This is a genomic window from Eubacterium segne, from assembly GCF_014287775.1.
GTDB lineage: Bacteria > Bacillota > Clostridia > Lachnospirales > Lachnospiraceae > Eubacterium_G > Eubacterium_G segne.
Genome location: NZ_JACOOZ010000001.1, coordinates 61,490 through 82,130, shown reverse-complemented (window position 1 = coordinate 82,130; position 20,641 = coordinate 61,490). Strand labels below are relative to the sequence as shown.

16 protein-coding genes are annotated in these 20,641 nt (G+C 35.9%); all 16 read left to right on the top strand.

The annotated features are described in order from the left end of the window. The first annotated feature begins 29 nt into the window (after window positions 1-29). The 16 genes from clpX (at window position 30) to pstC (ending at window position 20,630) form a co-directional block, all read left to right on the top strand. Entirely contained in the window at window positions 30-1,466 is a 1,437-nt protein-coding gene (clpX, locus tag H8S00_RS00400; RefSeq protein WP_118589132.1) for an ATP-dependent Clp protease ATP-binding subunit ClpX, read from the top strand. Between the two features lie 358 nt (window positions 1,467-1,824). Further along, window positions 1,825-3,516: a S8 family peptidase gene (locus H8S00_RS00395; RefSeq protein WP_118589131.1), complete on the top strand. Its 1,692-nt coding sequence runs from the start codon at window positions 1,825-1,827 to the stop codon at window positions 3,514-3,516. 175 nt (window positions 3,517-3,691) lie between these two features. Next, window positions 3,692-4,510: a fibronectin type III domain-containing protein gene (locus tag H8S00_RS00390; RefSeq protein ID WP_158576809.1), complete on the top strand. Its 819-nt coding sequence runs from the start codon at window positions 3,692-3,694 to the stop codon at window positions 4,508-4,510. Between the two features lie 120 nt (window positions 4,511-4,630). Further along, a complete protein-coding gene (locus tag H8S00_RS00385; RefSeq protein WP_118589129.1) occupies window positions 4,631-6,364 on the top strand; it encodes a proline--tRNA ligase in 1,734 nt (577 codons plus the stop codon). Window positions 6,365-6,843: 479 nt separating this feature from the next. Further along, the gene (locus tag H8S00_RS00380; RefSeq protein WP_118589128.1) at window positions 6,844-7,659 is read left to right on the top strand and encodes a Cof-type HAD-IIB family hydrolase; all 816 of its coding nucleotides are present in this window, start codon (window positions 6,844-6,846) and stop codon (window positions 7,657-7,659) included. Between the two features lie 81 nt (window positions 7,660-7,740). Beyond that, window positions 7,741-8,139: a Fur family transcriptional regulator gene (locus H8S00_RS00375; protein ID WP_021953714.1), complete on the top strand. Its 399-nt coding sequence runs from the start codon at window positions 7,741-7,743 to the stop codon at window positions 8,137-8,139. A gap of 11 nt (window positions 8,140-8,150) precedes the next feature. After that, entirely contained in the window at window positions 8,151-9,158 is a 1,008-nt protein-coding gene (locus tag H8S00_RS00370; RefSeq protein WP_158576810.1) for a metal ABC transporter solute-binding protein, Zn/Mn family, read from the top strand. A gap of 16 nt (window positions 9,159-9,174) precedes the next feature. Continuing rightward, window positions 9,175-9,879: a metal ABC transporter ATP-binding protein gene (locus H8S00_RS00365; protein ID WP_186839776.1), complete on the top strand. Its 705-nt coding sequence runs from the start codon at window positions 9,175-9,177 to the stop codon at window positions 9,877-9,879. Continuing rightward, window positions 9,872-10,684 (top strand): metal ABC transporter permease, encoded by an 813-nt coding sequence (locus H8S00_RS00360; protein ID WP_021953717.1) that lies wholly within the window; start codon window positions 9,872-9,874, stop codon window positions 10,682-10,684. The genes H8S00_RS00365 and H8S00_RS00360 overlap by 8 nt, the downstream gene beginning before the upstream one ends. A 28-nt stretch (window positions 10,685-10,712) precedes the next feature. After that, on the top strand, window positions 10,713-13,088 hold the full coding sequence (locus H8S00_RS00355; RefSeq protein WP_186839775.1) for a DUF4125 family protein: 2,376 nt from the start codon (window positions 10,713-10,715) through the stop codon (window positions 13,086-13,088). Between the two features lie 188 nt (window positions 13,089-13,276). Continuing rightward, window positions 13,277-15,112 carry a YgiQ family radical SAM protein gene (locus tag H8S00_RS00350; RefSeq protein ID WP_021953719.1) on the top strand — a complete coding sequence of 612 codons (1,836 nt, stop codon included), beginning with the start codon at window positions 13,277-13,279 and terminating at the stop codon, window positions 15,110-15,112. 97 nt (window positions 15,113-15,209) lie between these two features. Continuing rightward, entirely contained in the window at window positions 15,210-15,647 is a 438-nt protein-coding gene (locus tag H8S00_RS00345; protein WP_118589122.1) for a GatB/YqeY domain-containing protein, read from the top strand. Between the two features lie 27 nt (window positions 15,648-15,674). Next, a complete protein-coding gene (locus H8S00_RS00340) occupies window positions 15,675-17,411 on the top strand; it encodes a metallophosphoesterase (protein ID WP_021953721.1) in 1,737 nt (578 codons plus the stop codon). 157 nt (window positions 17,412-17,568) lie between these two features. Continuing rightward, window positions 17,569-18,609 (top strand): leucine-rich repeat domain-containing protein, encoded by a 1,041-nt coding sequence (locus H8S00_RS14010; RefSeq protein ID WP_186839774.1) that lies wholly within the window; start codon window positions 17,569-17,571, stop codon window positions 18,607-18,609. A 198-nt stretch (window positions 18,610-18,807) separates the two neighbouring features. Continuing rightward, a complete protein-coding gene (locus H8S00_RS00330; protein ID WP_186839773.1) occupies window positions 18,808-19,701 on the top strand; it encodes a substrate-binding domain-containing protein in 894 nt (297 codons plus the stop codon). A gap of 101 nt (window positions 19,702-19,802) precedes the next feature. Beyond that, window positions 19,803-20,630, top strand: a complete 828-nt coding sequence (gene pstC, locus H8S00_RS00325; protein ID WP_021953724.1) for a phosphate ABC transporter permease subunit PstC — start codon at window positions 19,803-19,805, stop codon at window positions 20,628-20,630. The last annotated feature ends 11 nt before the right edge of the window (window positions 20,631-20,641 follow it).

Genomic DNA, 20,641 nt, shown 5'->3' with positions numbered 1-20,641 from the left:
CAAAAGAAATCAGAGAACAGGAGGCAGGTATGAGTGACAACAAGGACGAATTAGAAAAAGAAGAGTTAAAAGATGTTAATTCAAATGAAACATCTAAAGATAATAAAGAAGATGATTACGAAAAAATCTGTTACGTATGCAGAAGACCTGAAAGTAAGGCAGGAAAAATGATAGATATGCCCGGTGGGATATGCGTGTGTACAGATTGTCTGCAAAAGAGCTTTAACAACTTTCAAAACGTTGGTATGAATGTAAATATCAGCGAAGAGGAATTAAAGAATCTTTTAAACATGCCGGGGGTACATATGATGAATCCGGAGGATTTTATACGAAATGTACCTCATAAGCAGAAGATCAAAAAGAAAAAAGCTGATGGTGAAAAGACAGAGCCGGTTATTGATATAAATAAAATTCCGGCACCACATATTATAAAGGAAAAATTAGATGATTATGTAATAGGACAGGAATATGCCAAAAAGGTAATGTCAGTGGCTGTATATAATCATTACAAGCGTGTGGCAACAAATACAATGGATGAAATAGAAATTGAAAAGTCTAATATGCTGATGATTGGGCCTACAGGCTGTGGTAAAACATACCTTGTAAAAACACTGGCAAAATTATTGGATGTTCCTCTTGCCATAACAGACGCTACATCCTTAACTGAAGCAGGTTATATAGGAGATGACATTGAAAGTGTAATTTCAAAATTACTTGCAGCAGCAGATAATGATGTGGAAAAAGCTGAAACAGGTATTGTATTTATTGACGAAATTGACAAGATTGCAAAAAAAGACACCTCAAGAAGCAGGGATGTAAGCGGTGAATCAGTTCAGCAGGGAATGCTTAAGCTTTTAGAAGGAAGTGAAGTTGAGGTTCCTGTGGGAGCAACAAGCAAAAATGCAATGGTTCCTTTAGCTACAATTAATACCAAGAATATTCTCTTTATATGTGGCGGAGCTTTCCCGGGATTAGAGGACATAATTAAGGAAAGATTAAATAAACAGGCTGCAATTGGCTTTATGAGCGATTTGTCAGACAAATACGATAATGACAAAAACATTATAAAAAATGTTACGGGAGATGACTTAAGAAAGTTTGGAATGATACCAGAATTTTTAGGAAGACTTCCTATTGTATTTACATTAGATGGCTTAACAGAGGAGATGCTGGTAAAAATACTTACTGATCCTAAAAATGCCATAATTAAGCAGTATCAGAAGCTTTTAGAGTTAGACGAGGTAAAACTGGAATTTACTGAGGATGCTCTTAAAACAATTGCCGGAAAAGCCATTGAAAAGAAAACCGGAGCAAGAGCCCTTCGTGCAATTATTGAGGAATTTATGTTAGATATTATGTATGAGATTCCAAAGGATGACCACATTGGAACTGTAAAAATTACTAAGGAATACATTAACGGAACAGGTGGTCCAATTATAGGAATGAGAGGGCAGAATTGCATATAATAAATTATGTAAACCAAAATTGAATGCTATATAAACTAAGGGCAGATTTGTTATAAAACAGATTTGCCCTTAAAATATATTTAAATTTATATCAAATAATTTTAAGTTTAATTAAGGCTAGTCATCTATACTTATTTTAAATTAAAAAGAAAGTGAGATGATTGATATGAGAAAGAAAGCATTAGCATTATTAGTAGCCATGGCTCTTGCAGCAACGGCGGTTACAGGATGTTCCACAGGCAGTTAAAAAGTATAAATTGCTTATTTGTGGAAAAAACAGTGGCAATTTATAATTTTTATGCTTATATCATAATATTGAATTTTTTAACATAGGCTGTTAAAAAAAGCAGGTGAAACCATGCCTGAATGTCAGGATATAATTACATCAGAGGAGTATGGGGATTTTATCTGGGAAATTGCTGAAAATCCGGAAATCATCCGTCAGAAGTACAGTGAGTATTGTCCGCAGCTGATAAATTACCGGTATGTATGTGCCTATGAGCGTTTAGACAGAATAAGGGAAATCGGTCTTAGAAATTATTCTTACAGTTCCATTCCAAAATTATTCGGATTAATGGATACCACGGCAGTAGCAGCCACAGGAGCCATAAGGCTTCAAAATCAGACAGGGTTTGAACTTACAGGAAGAGATGTAATTGTTGGTTTTATTGACACAGGTATAGATTACACCAACAGTATTTTCAAAAATTCCACAGGACAAACCAGGATACTGGAAATATGGGATCAAAGTGACAGTTCAGGAAATATTCCGGATGGTTTTGATTATGGAAGCCTGTATACGGCAGTAGATATAAACAGGGCTTTAGGGGACACTAACCCATATAGTGTAGTACCTCACAGAGATGAAAATGGTCATGGCACAATAATGGCCGGAGTGGCATGCGGTGGCTATGACAGACAAAGGGATTTTGTGGGAAGCGCACCTGACGCATCCATAGCCGTGGTGAAATTAAAACCTGCAAAACAATATTTACGGGACCATTTTTTTATAAAGGATGGGGTGGATGCCTATCAGGAAAACGATATTATGCTGGCAGTTTCATATTTAATGGATTTACGAATGAGGTATAGCAGACCTCTGGTAATTGTTTTGGGAGTTGGAACGGGAAACGGAAGCAGAACGGGAGGTTCACCTTTAGCCCAGCTTTTAGGGAAAATGGGGCAGATAATAGGAAACTGTGTTGTGGTATGTAGTGGAAATGAGGCAAATGCAAGACTTCATTATCAGGGAAGATTAGGAGATGGAATGTCGGAGGATGTGGAGTTTAGGGTAGGTGCAGATACCAAAGGCTTTGCTCTTGAACTATGGGGAAATACTCCTGACGTGTTTTCCGTATCTTTAATATCACCTTTAGGAGAAAGCATTCCAAGAATACCTGCAAGAAAAAATTATGGTCAGACTGTTAATTTCCTTCTTGACGGAACTACCGTAGAAGTAGATTACAGATTAGTGGAGTCCGGGACAGGAGAGGAACTTGTTTTTTTAAGGTTTATCAATCCCTCGGAAGGCATATGGGTTATAAGGGTATACGGAAATAACATATTAAACGGAGCTTACAATATCTGGGGAAATCTCAATCAATTTACGGAGAATATATTTTTCTTAAAGCCGGAACCGGAAGGAACCCTGACAGTGCCTTCAAGTGCCCAGAATATAATTACCGTAGGTGGTTTTGATAATCAAAGTAATTCAATATATCCTCCTTCAGGACGGGGATTTACAAGGGATAACCGGATTAAGCCGGATATAGTGGCACCGGCTGTTAGTGTATATGCACCAAATACCACAGGAGGCTTTACCGGAAAATCAGGTACATCCATTGGGGCAGCACTTACGGCAGGATGCTGCGCCCAAATGCTTCAGTGGGGATATGTTCAGGGAAACGAGCCTTATATGAGAACTAATTATATTAAAAATTATCTTATAAGAGGTGCAAAAAGAGAGCGGGATGTGGAATATCCAAGCCCTATATGGGGGTATGGAGAAATAAATGTATATAACAGCTTTCTTATTATTACAAGAACATGACATTATGGAAAAATATGTTGAAAAAAAGTTTATAACATAATATACTAAAATCAAATGTAGGGCGGATGAAAAATACATGATTAGAGAACATAGCGCATCAAACTTCTGAAGTCAGAATAGAGGTTTGGTGCGTTTATTTTATAAAATGAAAATAATTAAATGGGAGGAAAAATTTATGAAACACGGAGTAAACAGAAAAGCATTAAGAAAGGTATCCATATGGCTTCTTGTAATGACAATGCTGGTAACGGGATTTAATGGAAAATTCGTTTATGCAACACAAAAATCAAAAGAAAAAGTATCAAAAGGAAAGATACAGTATGTAAATATTGTAAATAAGAATACAATTAAGTTAGGGTGGAAAAAAATAGCCAAAACTAATAAATATCAAATACAATATTCTACAAATAAGAACATGAAAAAATCAATAATTAAAACAGTAAAAAAACGTAGAAGTTGCAAAGTATATAAATTAAAAAATAATAGAAATTATTATTTCAGAATAAGAGGAATAAAGGGAAAAGTGAAAGGAAAGTGGAGTAATATAAAAAAAGTAACATTAAATTCTGACAGCATAGATGCCATAAATCTTATTAATTCAAAATACAATTTAAAACTGTCCTTAAACGCAAAAGTTGTAAATTATAAGACTTGTGAAGAAAAATATGAGTTTAATGGGAAGAGTTATAAGGGATGCAGGATATTTGCAAAAATACAGTTAAGTGAGACTGATTTTGTCAAAACAGATAAACTCATTCAAAATTCAAAAAACAGCAGTTATAGCATTTATGATGCGGCTGTAGAAGAAATAGATTGGTGGAATTTGAAGAAAAAGAACATAATAAAGAGTCAGGACTTTTTCAATACGGTAAAGGTATTTGAAAATAAAGAGGATAATCAGGGAATAGTAATAAGGGGACATATGGAGGTTTACGTGGTGAAAAGTGTTAAGCAGAACTATAGGTTAGTTTATCTTTGCTATGAAGGAGGCTGAAAAATATAGGGCATAACGAAAAGAAAGTTCCGAAAGAGTATAGATTTTTTTTATAAACTGTATTAAAATAATTTAGTTAGTGTTGTTATACTAAAAATAAATATCATAGGAGAAAGAAAGATGAAATTATCAAAACTTGTTGGGGACAGATTTAAAGAAAGACCGGCAAACTGTCTTATTGACAGCCATGCATTAATGGTAAGAGGAGGATATATCAAGAATGTAGCAAATGGTATTTACTCACAGTTCCCCCCAATGAAGAGAATTTCACAGAAAATAGAGAATATTATCAGGGATGAAATGGATAAAATTGACGGACAGGAAGTATTGTTCCCTGTAACACTTCCGGGAAGTCTTTGGGAAGAGTCAGGCAGATATGAAAGTGTTGGTTCTGAATTATTAAGATTTACAGACAGAACAGGAAGCAAGATGGTATTGGGAATGACTCACGAGGAGGCATCAGTTCAGTTAGTTCGTGAATATGCTAACAGTTATGCTAAATATCCATTTATGATTTACCAGATTCAGACTAAATTCCGTGATGAGGCAAGACCTCGTGCAGGACTTATCCGTGTACGTGAGTTTACCATGAAAGATGCTTATTCATTCCATACATCTCAGGAGGATTTAGAGCAGTATTATCAGAGATGCTATGATGCATACAATCGTATCTTTGCAAGATGTGGAATACCTGAGGTAGCAGTAGTTAAGTCTGATTCAGGTATGATGGGTGGAAGCATTTCTCATGAGTATATGCTTCTTACAGCAGCAGGAGAGGATTCAATAGCTATTTGTCCTGAGTGTGGCTACAGTGCCAACGTTGAGGCTGCTCCAAGCATTGTTAAAAATGAAAATACAATAGCTAAAGAGGAATTAAAAGAGGTGGCAACACCGGGAACAGGAACAATAGAAGAACTTTGTGAGTTCTTACATATTCCTGCAGAGAATACGGCAAAAGCAGTTGTATATCAGAGAAATGCCGATGACAGCTATGTTGTAGCATTTATCCGTGGTGATTTAGATATTAATGAAACAAAGCTGACTAATGCTCTTGGATGTGAAATTCATCCGGCAGTTATTGAAGACGACAGCGTCCTTACAGCAGGATTTATCGGACCTGTAGGTATTAACGAAAAGGTAACGGTTCTTTTTGATAATTCTCTTAAGGATATAGATTATCTTGTAACAGGAGCAAACAAGGTAGATACCCATTACACAGGATTTAATGTTGAAAGAGATTGTCCTAATGCTAAATATTTTGACCTTGCAAAGATTGTGGAAGGTGGCATTTGTCCTCAGTGCGGAAAGCCTCATATTACAATTTCAAGAGGTATTGAAGTAGGAAATATATTCCAGCTGGGAACTAAATATTCAAAGGCTATGGGATTTAAGTATACTGATGAAAACGGTGAAGAGCAGTACCCTATTATGGGATGTTACGGCATTGGTGTGGGACGTATGGCAGCTTCCATATGTGAAGTACGTCATGATGATTATGGTCCAATCTGGCCTATTACAATTGCTCCATGGCAGGTACATCTTTGCTGCTTACGTTCAGATGATGCTGAGTGTAAGGAATTTGCTGATAATTTATACAATACATTACAGAATAAGGGAATTGAAGTTATTTATGATGACAGAAAGGCAAGACCGGGAGCAATGTTTGCAGATGCAGACCTTTTAGGTGTTCCTGTACGTGTAGTTGTAAGTCCAAGAAACTTGAAGGAAAGTGTTGTGGAATTATCTACAAGAGATAAGAGTATTCAGAAGAAGGTACCAATGAATGAAATTGAGCAGGAAGTTGATAATGTTATAAAGCAGCTTACCGACAGTATTTATGAAAAGGTAAAATAAAGTAATATATAATAAAAAGGGTGCAATGCGGGGGATAGTCCTGCATTGCACTCTTTTTATTTTTTAGAGTTCCGTAAAATGATAAATGGGTAGGCGTGGCGCCTACCCAAGTTACCATTAATGAAAACATATGACAGGAGGGACCTGCCATATGTCTGAACGTATTAACACGACCAATACGTTCAATTCCCTAAAAATGGGGAATGGAATGATAAGCGAGAAAAACTAAAAAACTTAACATTCCTCTCTCACAATATACATAATAAAAGGAGAGGAGACTAAAAATAGTCTCATAAAAAAAATAAAAAAATTAAAAACAATGAGTAAATAACTTCCCTAATAATTCCCTATAAATTCCCTATAAGTTATTTACAAGTTAAATAATAACCATAAAACGTGAAAATTTAGTGTTTATATTGTAAAATAATTGTTACAATAAGAAATAATAAGAAGAAATAAGACAAAAGGAGAAATAAAATATGTACAAAATGATTGCATTGGATATGGATGGAACTTTGTTAAATTCACAAAAGAAAATTTCAAAGGCAACTTTAGAGGCAATAAACAAAGCATTTAATGCCGGTAAGGAAGTGGTTTTATGTACAGGAAGATGCATACCGGAATTACAGGAATATATTGAACAGATAAAAGACCTGAGATATATTATCGGCATAAGTGGAGCTTTAGTATATGATTTAAAAGAGAAAAAAGAGATTTATATAAACAAAATACCTGAAAATCAGGTGGATATAATATTTGATGCCATAGAAGGAGTGGATGTTTTACCACATATCTTATCAGAAAAATCATTAGTTCAAAAAGGTCAGATGGAGAATATGGAATATTATGGAATGGGGGCGTACAAGTCTTTATTTGAAAAGGTAGCAACACCTGTAGATAATATTGCAGAGTATTCCATAAAAAATAAGGTAGATGTATTAAAGCTTAATTTATATCATGCATTTCAGGAAGATCGTGAAAAAACAAGAAAAAAACTGGAAAAAGAAAACTTTGTTATGGTAAATGCGGAAAAAACATCTCTTGAAATTTCAGCTGCAGGAACTACCAAAGGAACCGGTTTAGCTAAGTTATGTGACTATTTAGGCATAGATTTAAGTGAGGTTATATCTGTAGGGGATGCAGATAATGACTTAGATGTGTTAAGCAAGGCAGGACTTGCGGTAGCCATGGGAAATGCTAATGATAATGTTAAGAAAATATGTGATGTTACGGTAAGGGACTGCGACCATAACGGCTGTGGCGAAGCAATTGAAAAATATTTGTTAAGTGAATAAAGTTTATTTGACAATTCCTGTCTGCAATAGTACAATGGGTGAAAATGAAAATGATTTTCAAATTTGAAAAGAGGTACTATTGTGGCAGGAAAATATAAAACAAAGCAACAGGCAGCTATAAGGGAATGCCTTGAATTAAATAAAGACAGTTATGTTACTGTTAGTGAAATTGAAAAATATCTTAAAAATAATAACTATTCTGTAGGTCTTACAACTATTTACCGCCATTTAGAGAAAATGGAACAGGATGGAATTGTGGCACGAATTAATGTGGAAAAGCAGACGGGAGCATGTTACAGATACATTGCAAACGAGGCTGAGGACGGATTCTACATTGAATGTGAGGAATGTGGACAGGTAGAAAAGATGGAGTGCCATCATTTAGCAGAGCTATACAATCATGTAAGTGTGGATCATCATTTCAGTATTAATCCTAAAAGAACGGTTTTTTATGGAAAATGCAGTAAATGTTCAAAATAAGGGAGAATGAAATGAAGATTAAGAAAATAACTGTGTGGATGATTGTTATGGCAATGGCTGTTTTAACGGTAGGATGCGGTAATAAAATCCCTCATAATGAAAAAGAAAACAAAATAAAGATTATGACAACGCTGTTTCCTTATTATGATTTTGCAAGGGCAGTTACAAAGGGAATTGATAATATAGAGGTGGAGCTTTTAGTATCACCGGGACAGGATGACCATTCCTTTGAACCTACACCTGCTGATGTGGTGAAAATAAACAATGCAGATGTTTTTATTTACAATGGCGGAGGGTTGGAAACATGGGTCAGCACTGTATTAGAATCCCTTGACAATAAAAGCCAGACAGTAATAAAAATGATAGATTGCGTGAAACCGGAAATAGAGGTGGCAGCAGAGAAAGAAGAGCGGGAGAAGGTTTTTGCAGTAGATGACCATGACCACGGTGATGAAAATCCGGAGCATGAGGATGAACACCATCACGAAATCGATGAGCATATATGGACATCACCTGTTATGGCACAAAAACTGGTGGAAAATATATGCCATAATCTGTCGGAAAAAATGCCTGAATATAAGGATGTATTTAATAAGAATTCTAAAGACTACATTAATGAGATAAAAAATGTTGATAAGGAAATCAGAAGTATTACAAATAAAGCACATAAGAAAGAAATTATTTTTGCTGATAAATTCCCTCTTAAATATTTTGCACTGGAATATGGACTTAAATATTATGCGGCATTTGATGGCTGTAGCGGAGAAATGGAGCCTAGTGCCAAAACAGTAGCTTTTTTAATAGACAAGGTTAAGGCAAAGGATGTTCATGGAATTTTTTATTTGGAATTAAGCAGTCAGGCAATGGCAGACGTTATATGTGATGATACAGGAGTAAAAAAATATCAGTTTAATTCCTGCCATAATATAACGGAAAAACAGTTTAAGGAAGGCATAACTTATGTAAACCTTATGAAGGAAAATGCCAATGTTCTTAAAAAGGCACTAAATGTTAAGTAGACACAGGGAGTTAAAAATGAATATAGAATGTAAAAATGTAACATTAGGATATGAAAACAGAATAGTTGCAAAAAATGTAAATTTCAGTATAAATCAGGGAGATTATCTTTGCATAGTAGGAGAGAACGGAACAGGAAAAAGTACGCTTATTAAGACTTTGTTAGGGCTTATTAGTCCTTTGCAGGGAAAGATAAGTATTAACGCGGAAAAAAGCAAAAAAGGTATAGGATATCTTCCACAGCAAACCCAGGCACAAAGGGACTTTCCGGCAAGTGTGTGGGAGGTTGTGTTGTCAGGAGTGCTAAACATAAGGCATAAAAGTCCTTTCTACAGCAAAGAGGACAAAAAAGAGGCAATGGTTAATTTGGAAAAATTAGGAATTGCACACTTAAAAAAGCACTGCTACAGGGAACTTTCAGGTGGTCAGCAGCAAAGGGTATTATTGGCAAGGGCATTATGTGCCACAGACAGCGCCCTTATTTTAGACGAGCCGGTAACCGGTTTAGACCCGGCGGCAGCATTGGAATTTTATGATACAATCAAGGAATTAAACAAGGAGGGAGTTACCATTGTAATGGTAACCCACGACATAAAAAACGCACTGACATATGCTACCCATATTCTTCATTTAGAGCAGGAAAATGACTTCTTCGGAACAGTGGAAGAATATAAGAAATCCAATGTGTCAAACATGTTTTTAGGAGGTGGCGAAAATGCTTAGTCAGATGTTTTCATATGAATTTATACAGAGGGCTTTCATTGGGGGCGTATTAGTTTCCCTTTGTGCGGCACTTTTAGGAGTAAGCCTTGTCTTAAAGAGATATTCCATGATAGGTGACGGGTTATCTCATGTATCCTTTGGAGCATTATCCATTGCGGTAGCCTGTGGATTCGCCCCTATTAAATTTGCCATTCCTGTAGTTATTGTGGCAGCATTTTTGCTCCTTAGATTAGCGGAAAACGGCAAAATGCGAAGTGATGCGGCAATTGCCATGGTATCGGCATCGGCACTTGCCATAGGTGTAATTGTAACCTCACTTACAACAGGTCTTAGCACAGATGTATATAGTTATATGTTTGGAAGCATACTTGCCATGTCAAAGGATGATGTGGTAATTAGCGTATGCTTATCAGCAGTGGTTATTGTAATGTTTATATTCTGTTATCACAAAATTTTTGCAGTAACCTTTGATGAGAACTTTTCAAAGGCTACGGGAGTTAAAGTGGGAAACTACAATACCCTTATATCAATTTTCACGGCAATTACCGTGGTAATCGGAATAAAAATGATGGGTGCCATGTTAATATCAAGTCTTATTATATTCCCGGCGCTTACATCAATGAGAATATTTAAGTCATTTATCAGTGTAACTATCTGTTCGGCAATTTTAGCAGTTATAAACTTTACCATAGGACTCATATGTTCATATGTATTTTCAATACCGGCAGGAGCTAGCGTAGTGGTGGTAAATTTAGCTGTGTTTATTATTTTTGGAGTAGTTTCCGCCGTAAAGAAACGTGTATAGTTAGGTTATATAGGATTTGGAGGCAGTTATGGATGTTGAGAAGTTTTTAAATAGTTTAGATAATTTATTTGAAAAGAAAAAAATAAATGAAGTTCCGGTTTTTTTGGAGGAAAATTACAAGGAGGCTGTAAGGGAAAATGACCTTTCTGCTCAGTTTACCATTCTAAATGAAATGATGGGATTTTTCAGGGATATTAGTGAGTATGAGAAATCCATTAAGGCATGTCATCAATGCATTGACGTTATGCAGAAAATGGGAATACAGGGAAGTGTCCATTATGCAACTTCCCTTCAAAATATTGCCAATGCCCACAGAGCAGCAGGATTGCTAAAAGAAGCACTTCAGTATTATATGGAGGCTTTTAGAATATACGAAAGAAACATTGACAGTAATGATTACAGATTCGCAAGTTTACATAACAACATTGCCCTTTTATATCAGGAAATAGGAGATTATGAAACAGCAGTGGCACATTTGAAAAAAGCTCTTTCTATTATTAAAAATATACAGGGGGCAGAAATAGAGGTTGCCACCACCTATTCTAATCTAGGGGCATCTTTAGTGGAATTAGATAAGGTGGATGAAGCTGTTGAATATTTAAATAAGGCTTTGGAAATATACCGCAGGGATGAAGTTAAGAACTTCCATTATAGCGGGGCATTATGTGCCATGGCAGGGGCAATGTGTAAAAAGCACCGGTACTATGAAGCAGAAAATTTATACAGGGAAGCTTTAGGGGAAATAGAAATTAACATGGGAAAAGGAACAGCTTATAAAATTACCAAAGATAATTTGGAAAAGGTAGAAAATAAGCTTAAAAACATAGAAGGAAATTTAAACAGGAATACGGAAAAAAACATATCGGGGTTGCAGCTTGCCAAGGGCTTTTATGAAGAATATGGAGCACTTATGATTGCTGAAAAATTTAAGGAATATGAAGATAAAATTGCCGTGGGATTTGTGGGAGAAGGTTCAGAACGGTTTGGATTTGATGATATTTATTCAAGAGACCATGATTTCGGGCCGGGATTTTCCATGTGGGTAACTAAGTCCACTTACGACCTTATAGGGGAAAAACTTCAGGCAGAATATGAGAAGTTGCCTAAAGAATATATGGGTGTCAGACGAATGGACACTGAAATGGCTAAAGGCAGATTGGGAGTATGCCTTATTGGAGACTTTTACGAAAAATACACAGGTTACAGACAAAGTCCCGAAAAGGTTTCCCAGTGGATAGATATTGATGATGACAAGTTAGCAACAGTGACTAACGGAGAGGTTTTTAGAGATAATGAGGGTATTTTTACAGATATACGAAATCACTTCAGAAGTCAGCCGGAGAAAGCAAGAATCATTAAGTTAGCCAGAGAAGTGTCAAAAATGGCACAGACAGGTCAAAGTAATTATGGCCGTTCAATGGCAAGGAAAGATTATGTTAGTGCCAATATATGTATATCGGAGTTTATTAAAAGTACCATGCACTGCATATATATTTTAAATGGCATGTATTCTCCGTATTACAAGTGGATGGCAGCAGGAATTAAGAAGTATAAACTTATGCCGCAGGTTATGAATTTATTAGAAGAATTGTCGGTATTAAACAGCCAGAAGGCGGTATGGGATAATTATGCTTATGATAATACCTCATATAATAAAGAAGATAAGGCGGCAGTTATTATAGAAGAAGTTGCCAAAATGATAATAAATGAGCTTAAGAATCAGAGAATTGTTAATAATATAAATTCTGATTTTCTAAATGATTATGTGCCGGAAATTGTAAGCAAGGCAGAGTTTGACAGGGAAAAGGTAATTAACGATATTATTCATTTGGAATTTGACGCTTTTGACAAGGTAAATAATAAAGGGGGCAGGGCACAATGTCAGGATAACTGGCCGGTGTTTTATGTAATGAGAAAAAGCCAGTACCTTACATGGACAGATGACATGCTTATTACAATTAGGGATTTGTGGCTTGATAATAAGGAAAAAGGCATAAATATGATTACTGAAAAGTATGGCAGAATGATGGAAAGTACGGTGCCTGAGGAATATGAGGAAATTAAGGATAATTTCCCACCAAAATCTGAAAAAGCAAAGGAAATCGTAAATCAGATTGCACAAATTCAGGTGGAATGGATGAAGGATTTTGCCAAAAGCTATCCGAAGCTTGCAGCTAATGCAAGGGATATTACCAGTGATGCTGACTATGAGTATAATGCCAGCTATGAAACCTACTTAAAGGGAGAGCTTTTGACATACTCAGACAGGCTTCTGCTTATGTATGCAGATTTTATTGTGGATTTATATAAAAACAATAAAAACTTAGCAGAAATGACTATTGAAAACACTGCTAAGATGCAGGGTTACAAAAGCTTAGAGGAAGCAGAAGCAAGTCTTAAATAAATAATTTAATTGTGTTTTAATGGAATATTAACTGCAAATTGTACTCCCTGATTAGTATTTTTTGCAGTTATTTTTCCTTTATGGGAATACCTTAATTAATTAAAATATCCGTTGAAAGCAATCATTTTATATACTATGATATAAGGATGTCAGGTAACAAATAAGAGATTTATGGAGTGGAGAAGATTATGGCATTTTTACCGATTTCAAAAAAAGATATGAAAAAGCAGGGAATTAAACAGCTGGATTTTGTATATATTATAGGTGACGCTTACGTGGATCACCCATCCTTTGGTCATGCCATAATCAGCAGGGTTCTTCAGGCACATGGATACACTGTGGGGATTATTTCACAGCCGGACTGGAAGGACGACAACAGCATAAATATTCTGGGAGAACCAAGGCTTGGTTTTTTAATAATGAGTGGGAACATGGATTCCATGGTAAATCATTATTATGTTTCAAAAAAACGAAGGGAAACAGATGCCTACACTCCGGGAGGAGTTATAGGGAAAAGACCTGACCATGCAGTAGTTGTATATTCAAATCTCATTCGCAGAACTTATAAGAATAAGCCTGTTATTATAGGAGGAATAGAGGCAAGCCTTAGAAGAATGGCACATTATGATTACTGGAGTAACAGCTTTAAACATTCTATTTTGTTAGATTCCCAGGCTAATCTTATTTGTTATGGAATGGGTGAAAAATCCATAGTTCAAATTGCAGATGCATTGGATAGCGGAATGGATGTTAAGGATATTACCTATATACCGGGAACGGTTTTTAAAACAAGAGATTTGTCTTTAGCATATGACCCGATTATCCTTCCTTCTTTTGATGAGATGAAGGAGGATAAGTTAAATTATGCCAAAAGCTTTAAGATACAAAGTGAAAATACAGACCCTTATAATGGAAAAACATTAGTGGAACCATACCCTAACGGAGTGTATGTGGTGCAAAATCCACCTCAGGAGCCACTTACCCAAATGGAAATGGATGATGTTTATGATTTGCCATATGAGAGAACATATCATCCTATATATGAAAAGGATGGAGGCATACCTGCTATTTCGGAAATTAAATTTTCCATTACAAGTTGTAGGGGATGCTTTGGGGCATGTAGTTTTTGCGCATTAACATTTCATCAGGGAAGAATTATTCAGACAAGAAGTCATGAGTCTATTATAAATGAAGCAAAGAAAATAACGGAAATGCCTGATTTTAAAGGGTATATTCATGATGTGGGAGGTCCTACAGCCAACTTTTACCATCCATCATGTAAGAAACAGCTTACTTCAGGTGTTTGTAAAAACAGGCAGTGTTTGTGGCCGACTCCGTGTAAAAATTTAGATACCGACCACAGTGAATATTTAAAATTACTTAGAAAACTTCGGGAACTTCCCAAAATTAAGAAGGTTTTTGTCCGTTCAGGTATCAGGTTTGATTATATTATGGAGGATAAGAACGACAGGTTTTTCAACGACCTTGTAAGATACCATATAAGCGGGCAGCTTAAGGTGGCACCGGAGCATATTTCCGATAAGGTTTTATCTTATATGGGAAAGCCGCCTCATTGTGTTTATGAGAAGTTTATAGACAAGTATTATAAAATGAATGAAAAAGAAGGGAAAAAACAGTTTGTTGTGCCTTATCTTATGAGTTCCCATCCGGGTTCTGATATGAAGGAGGCAGTAAAGTTAGCTGAGTATTTAAGGGATATAGGCTATAATCCCCAGCAGGTTCAGGATTTTTACCCGACACCATCTACCATGTCTACGGTAATGTATTACACCGGAGTTGATCCAAGAACCATGGAGCCGGTGTATGTGCCTAAAAATCCTCACGAAAAGGCTATGCAAAGGGCATTGATGCAGTATCGTAAGCCTGAAAATTACAAGCTGGTAAAGGAAGCACTTCATATTGCAGGCAGGGAAGATTTAATTGGTTTTGATAAAAAATGCCTTATAAAACCCCGTCAGATAAAGAAGGAAAGAGCTGCCGTAAAAAAAGGAAAAAGAAAATAAAAAGTCTCTGTGAATATATGTTAAAAAAAGACATATACAGGGTTGACCATAGAATTTTTGAAATGTAGAATAGATAGAGAAAGAGAGGTATTAAGTAATGGATATTAAAGTATTACAAAAAGATATGATTGCAGCCATGAAGGCTAGAGATAAAGCTAGAAAGGAATCAATTTCAGCATTGATTCAGGCGGTAAAGAAAGCAGGGATTGACGCAGGATGCAGGGAGGATATTCCTGAAGAAATGGTAAATAAAGTTATTTTAAAGGAATTAAAGACAGTTAAGGAACAGATTGACAGCTGCCCTGCCGACAGAACAGATTTAATTGAAGAGTATCAGGCAAGATACGATGTGTTTAATGAGTATGCACCAAAGCTTATGAGTGCAGAAGAGGTAGAAGCTGAACTTACTGAAAAATTCGCTGATGTTATTGCTACAAAGAACAAAGGTCAGATTATGAAAACTGTAATGCCGGCATTTAAAGGAAGAGCCGACGGAAAAGTTATAAACCAGATAGTGGCAAAGCTTTGCCAGTAATACATTTAGCGGGAGGAATATGAACAGATGACAAATAATAGAGCATTTAAAGCACGCTTTGTATCATTAGTGCTTATTATAGTACTTGTATTAGGGCTTTCTTCCAGATATCCTTTAGGAGCGTTAGCCACAGTCACCGGTGCGGCTCCTATAGATTTGGGAGTAACATATAATTTTGCCAACTTTAATGCAGCATCGGCATATGGCACCGTGAAGCTGGTTACCAATGAGAAAGCTTCATACGACTTATACTGGGGCGACGGAGAAGGTAACAAATTAAAATATGATAACATTGAGTTTACGGAATTTGGCACAATCACTACAGACGAGGTAAATAATAACAGTGAATATCAGGGCAGTTATCGGATTACCTCTCCATATTTAGTTATACCTGAGGGAGCAAAGGAAGTTCTTGTTTATAAAGAAGAAACCAAAACTCCTTACAAGTGTGACATACCGGAAAGCAAACAGTTTAATGAGGGAAAGGTTTCCTATAGTTTTGGTCTTATGAGTGATGTTCACTTTAACAGATATAATGACTATTCACAGGATGATTCAGTACCGGCTTTTAATAATGCCCTTAAATTTATAAACGACAGAAATATTGATTTTGTAGGAATGACAGGAGACTTAAGTAATCAGGGTGAGGATGATTCCTACAAAAAATTTAATAATGCCATAAATAAATATCCCGGCATGACGGTTTATACATGTATGGGAAACCATGATGTTTCCTGGACCGGAAGTCAGGAAGCACATGTTAAGTCTTTTGCAAAGCAGGTTAATACTAAAAGGACTTCTGACAAAAATATCCGTACAATAAGTTCTAACGGTGTTGATTTTGTTTACGAAAAAAATGGTGATATATTTATATTTTTCAGTCAGACAAGGGGATTTTACAGAAAAAATATTTCTATTGTAAGCGAGCAGCAGCTTAACTGGCTGGAGAAAAATCTAAATACATATGCCAATAAAAATGTTTACCTGTTTTTCCACACATATTTTGCAGATGAAAAGGGAGATGCAACAAAGGCTGTGGGAAACCTTAAAAATCCGGGGGGATACACTTATGACTTGACATATATATTTGGAAATTCTGATGAGGTAAGATTTAGAAAACTTTTAAATAAGTATCCAAATGTTACTATGTTTAGCGGACATTCCCACTGGGCATATGACCAGCAGAAGTATAATTCTAATTTAAATATTGGAAATATTAATAAAAAAGCTACCGGAGCGTCCCTTGTTCATATAGCAAGTGTCAGTGCACCTCGTACAATAGAGGAAAATTCAACCACCCGTGAGGAAAACAACGGCTTAAAGTCTCAGGGCACCATTGCCCTTAAGTATTCTGAGTCTACGGTTTATTTAGGGGTTGATTTTAAAGAAGGAAAGTATTTAGCATATGCATCTTATTTAAATAAAGATGGAAAGAAATCCACACCTAAGCCGGCACTTAAAATTGCTAAAGCAAAGATATCTTCTGTAAGCAAAGCTAAAAAATTATCAAAGAAGTCTAAAAAATATAAGGTTTCAATAAGATACAGAAAAGTGGATAATGCCACAAAGTACCAGGTGCAGTATTCTACTAACAACAAATTTAAGAAGGCTAAAACCAAGACCGTAAAAACCAACAGATATACCATAAAGGGTCTAAAGAAAAATACAAGGTATTATATCAGAGTAAGAGCAGTGGGGTATCAGTTTGGCTACAAAATAACCGGTAGCTGGTCAGCGACTAAAAAGGTTAAAACCGGAAAATAGTTAATGCAAAATAATAAATAAGGTTAAGAAAGAAGTTTTAGATATAATGAGCAAAAGTAAAATTGTTATTAAAAAGAATATAAAACTCATAAATAATAAAACTATCCGGACAACTAGGAAGATAAAGAATCATACTAAGATACATTTTAGAGGAAGAGTGAAGAAGAGGTCTGGCATTAGAAGATTAAATCCCGTTAAAAGGATAAGTTCAGCTAAGGGAGCAAATCTTGCTGATAAGCCAAAAACATCCGCTGCAAAAGGTGGCAGAAAAATCACTACCGGAAGACTTCTTATAATTGATGTTGCAATAATTCTTGTTATTTTTGGCATGTTTGGGATTATTAGATATATTAAAAATAGCAATTATGAGTACGTAGTTGATTATGACAAACTAAGTATTGCAGGCAAGTGGTACAAGGTTGATTTGGATGAAATAACCGTTGTCTCTTTTACTGAGGGTGGTAAATATGAAGAAAAGGATTTGTCTGGAAATAAGATGGATTCAGGTTCTTATACCATAGAAAATCATAAGCTTAAACTGGGAAATAAGGCTATTTACATGAATTATTTTGATGAAAAAGAGCAGTTTAAGGATGTAATAGATAAAGATAACGTATCGGAATATGAGCTTCGGAAGTATTTTTACACGGAAGATAAGGACAATGACAGGATTGATTATTTCTCCCGGGAGGATAGTGCGGCAGACCAGTTAGAAGCTAATCTTTCAACCAACAGGTATTATGAAAAATCAGGAATGGTTGACGATAATGGTTTCGCAATTGACGGAGAGGGAAATCTTTTAGCATATGTTGGAAATGCAGCAGAAATTACTATTCCGAAGGAAGTAAATACAATAGCCGAAAATGCCATGTCCGCTGACTATCAAAGAGGATTAAATACGAAAAAAGTTACAATTCCTTCTAATGTTAAAAAGATAGAAAGCGGAGCATTTTCTTTTTCTAAAATTGATACGGTAGTAATTGAAGAAGGTGTAAATGAAATAGAAACATGGGCTTTTGGTGACAGTGAAATAAAGGATATATATTTCCCGGAAACTGTGGAAAATATGCAAAAAGGAATATTTGACACAGAGGAAGGCTTAGAAGGCTTGACGATTCACTGTAAGAAAGACTCACAGGTGGAGCAGTTCTTTAAAGACAATCCACCTACCGGAAAATATACAATTGAAGAATATTAAAGGGAACATCAAAGTTTTAGAGAGTTTGTCAATTTATAGAAGAGTTTATTTAAAGGGTCTGGCGATGCCAGACCCTTTAAAAATTCTCACCACATTTTAAATAGATTTAACATTAACGTGACATTGCTTTTTACATAAGTCTAATATTATACATCGTGAAAGGAAACAAATAATTGATTTTTTAAAGGAGAAAACAAAATGAGAAAGAAATTTTTAGCAGTTATGACTGCAGCAGTTATTACAACAATGGCATTTACAGGATGTGGAAGTTCATCAAATGATAAGACAACAGATGCAGGAACAAATGCATCAACAGCACTGACCGGAGACATTTCAGTTATCTCAAGAGAGGATGGCTCAGGTACAAGAGGAGCTTTCGTAGAACTTATGGGAATAGTTGATGATCAGGATAACGACATTACAACCCAGACAGCAGAAATCACAAACAGTACATCAGTAATGCTTAAGACAGTAAGTCAGAATGAAAAGTCAATCGGTTACGTATCTCTTGGTTCTTTATCAACAGATGTTAAGGCACTTAAGGTTGACGGAGCTGAGGCAACAGCAGAAAATGTTAAGGCAGGTTCATATAAAGTATCAAGACCATTTAACATTTGCTACAAGGAGGATAAGCTTTCAGATTTAGATAAAGACTTCATTTCTTACGTAATGAGCGAAGAAGGACAGAAGATTGTAAATGATGAAGGATATATTGGACTTACTCCGGAAGGAAAATATACAGGCAGCAAGCAGAAGGGTAAGATTACATTAGCAGGTTCAACATCAGTTTCACCGCTTATGGACAAAATCAAAGATGCTTACACAGCAATTAACCCTGATGTAACAATTGAAATTCAGGAATCAGGTTCTTCAGCAGGTATCCAGGCAGCTACAGAAGGTGCAGCACAGATTGGTATGTCATCTAGAGAATTGAAGGATGAAGAATTATCAGCAGGTCTTACATCAAAACAGATTGCAATGGATGGTATCGCAGTTGTCGTAAACAACGCTAACCCATTAACAGATATTACAAGTGACCAGATTAAGGGAATTTATACAGGTGAGACAACAAAGTGGGAAGACGTTAAATAGTAAATGATTTTTCAGGATTGCACCGTACCATTTTAATGGGCGGTGCTTCTTGCATAGTCAGTTAAGGAGTAATTATTTTGAATAAAGGATTAGAATTCTTAATGAAAATAGTATTTCTTGTATGTGCATGTATATCAATTGCGGCAGTTGTACTTATTTGTATATTTATGTTCGCTAATGGTATGCCGGCAATACAGGAAATAGGGCCTATCAAATTTCTTTTTGGAACGGAATGGAAGCCGGGTCAGGGAATATTCGGTATAGGTCCAATGATTATTGGCAGTATTTATGTTACTGCCGGTGCAATGATAATAGGTGTACCGATAGGTCTTCTTACTGCAGTATTCCTCGCAAAATACTGTCCCTCTACATTATATAAAGTAATAAAACCTATCATTAACCTGATGGCCGGAATACCTTCTATTATATATGGTTTCTTTGGTTTAGTAGCGATAGTTCCGGCTATTCAGGATATATTTGGTACCAGCGGAAAAGGGATTCTTGCAGCATCTATCCTCCTTGGGATGATGATTCTCCCAACCATAATTAACACTGCGGAATCATCTATAAGAGCAGTGCCGATCAGTTATTTTGAAGGGGCACTGGCGCTGGGAGCAACAAAGGAAAGAAGCATATTTAAAACAGTGATACCCGCTGCTAAGTCAGGAGTTATGTCAGGAATAATTCTTGGAATGGGAAGAGCAATTGGTGAAACAATGGCGGTGGTTATGATAGCAGGAAACCAGCCGATTTTCCCGGACAGTATTCTTAGTGGAACAAGAACCCTTACAACTAACATTGTGTTGGAAATGGCTTATTCCACAGGATTACACAGAAAGGCACTTATTGCCACGGCGGTCGTATTATTTGTATTCATTTTAATAATAAACGTATGTTTCTCGATTTTAAATAGAAGAAGTGAGAGTTAAGGAGAATGGTT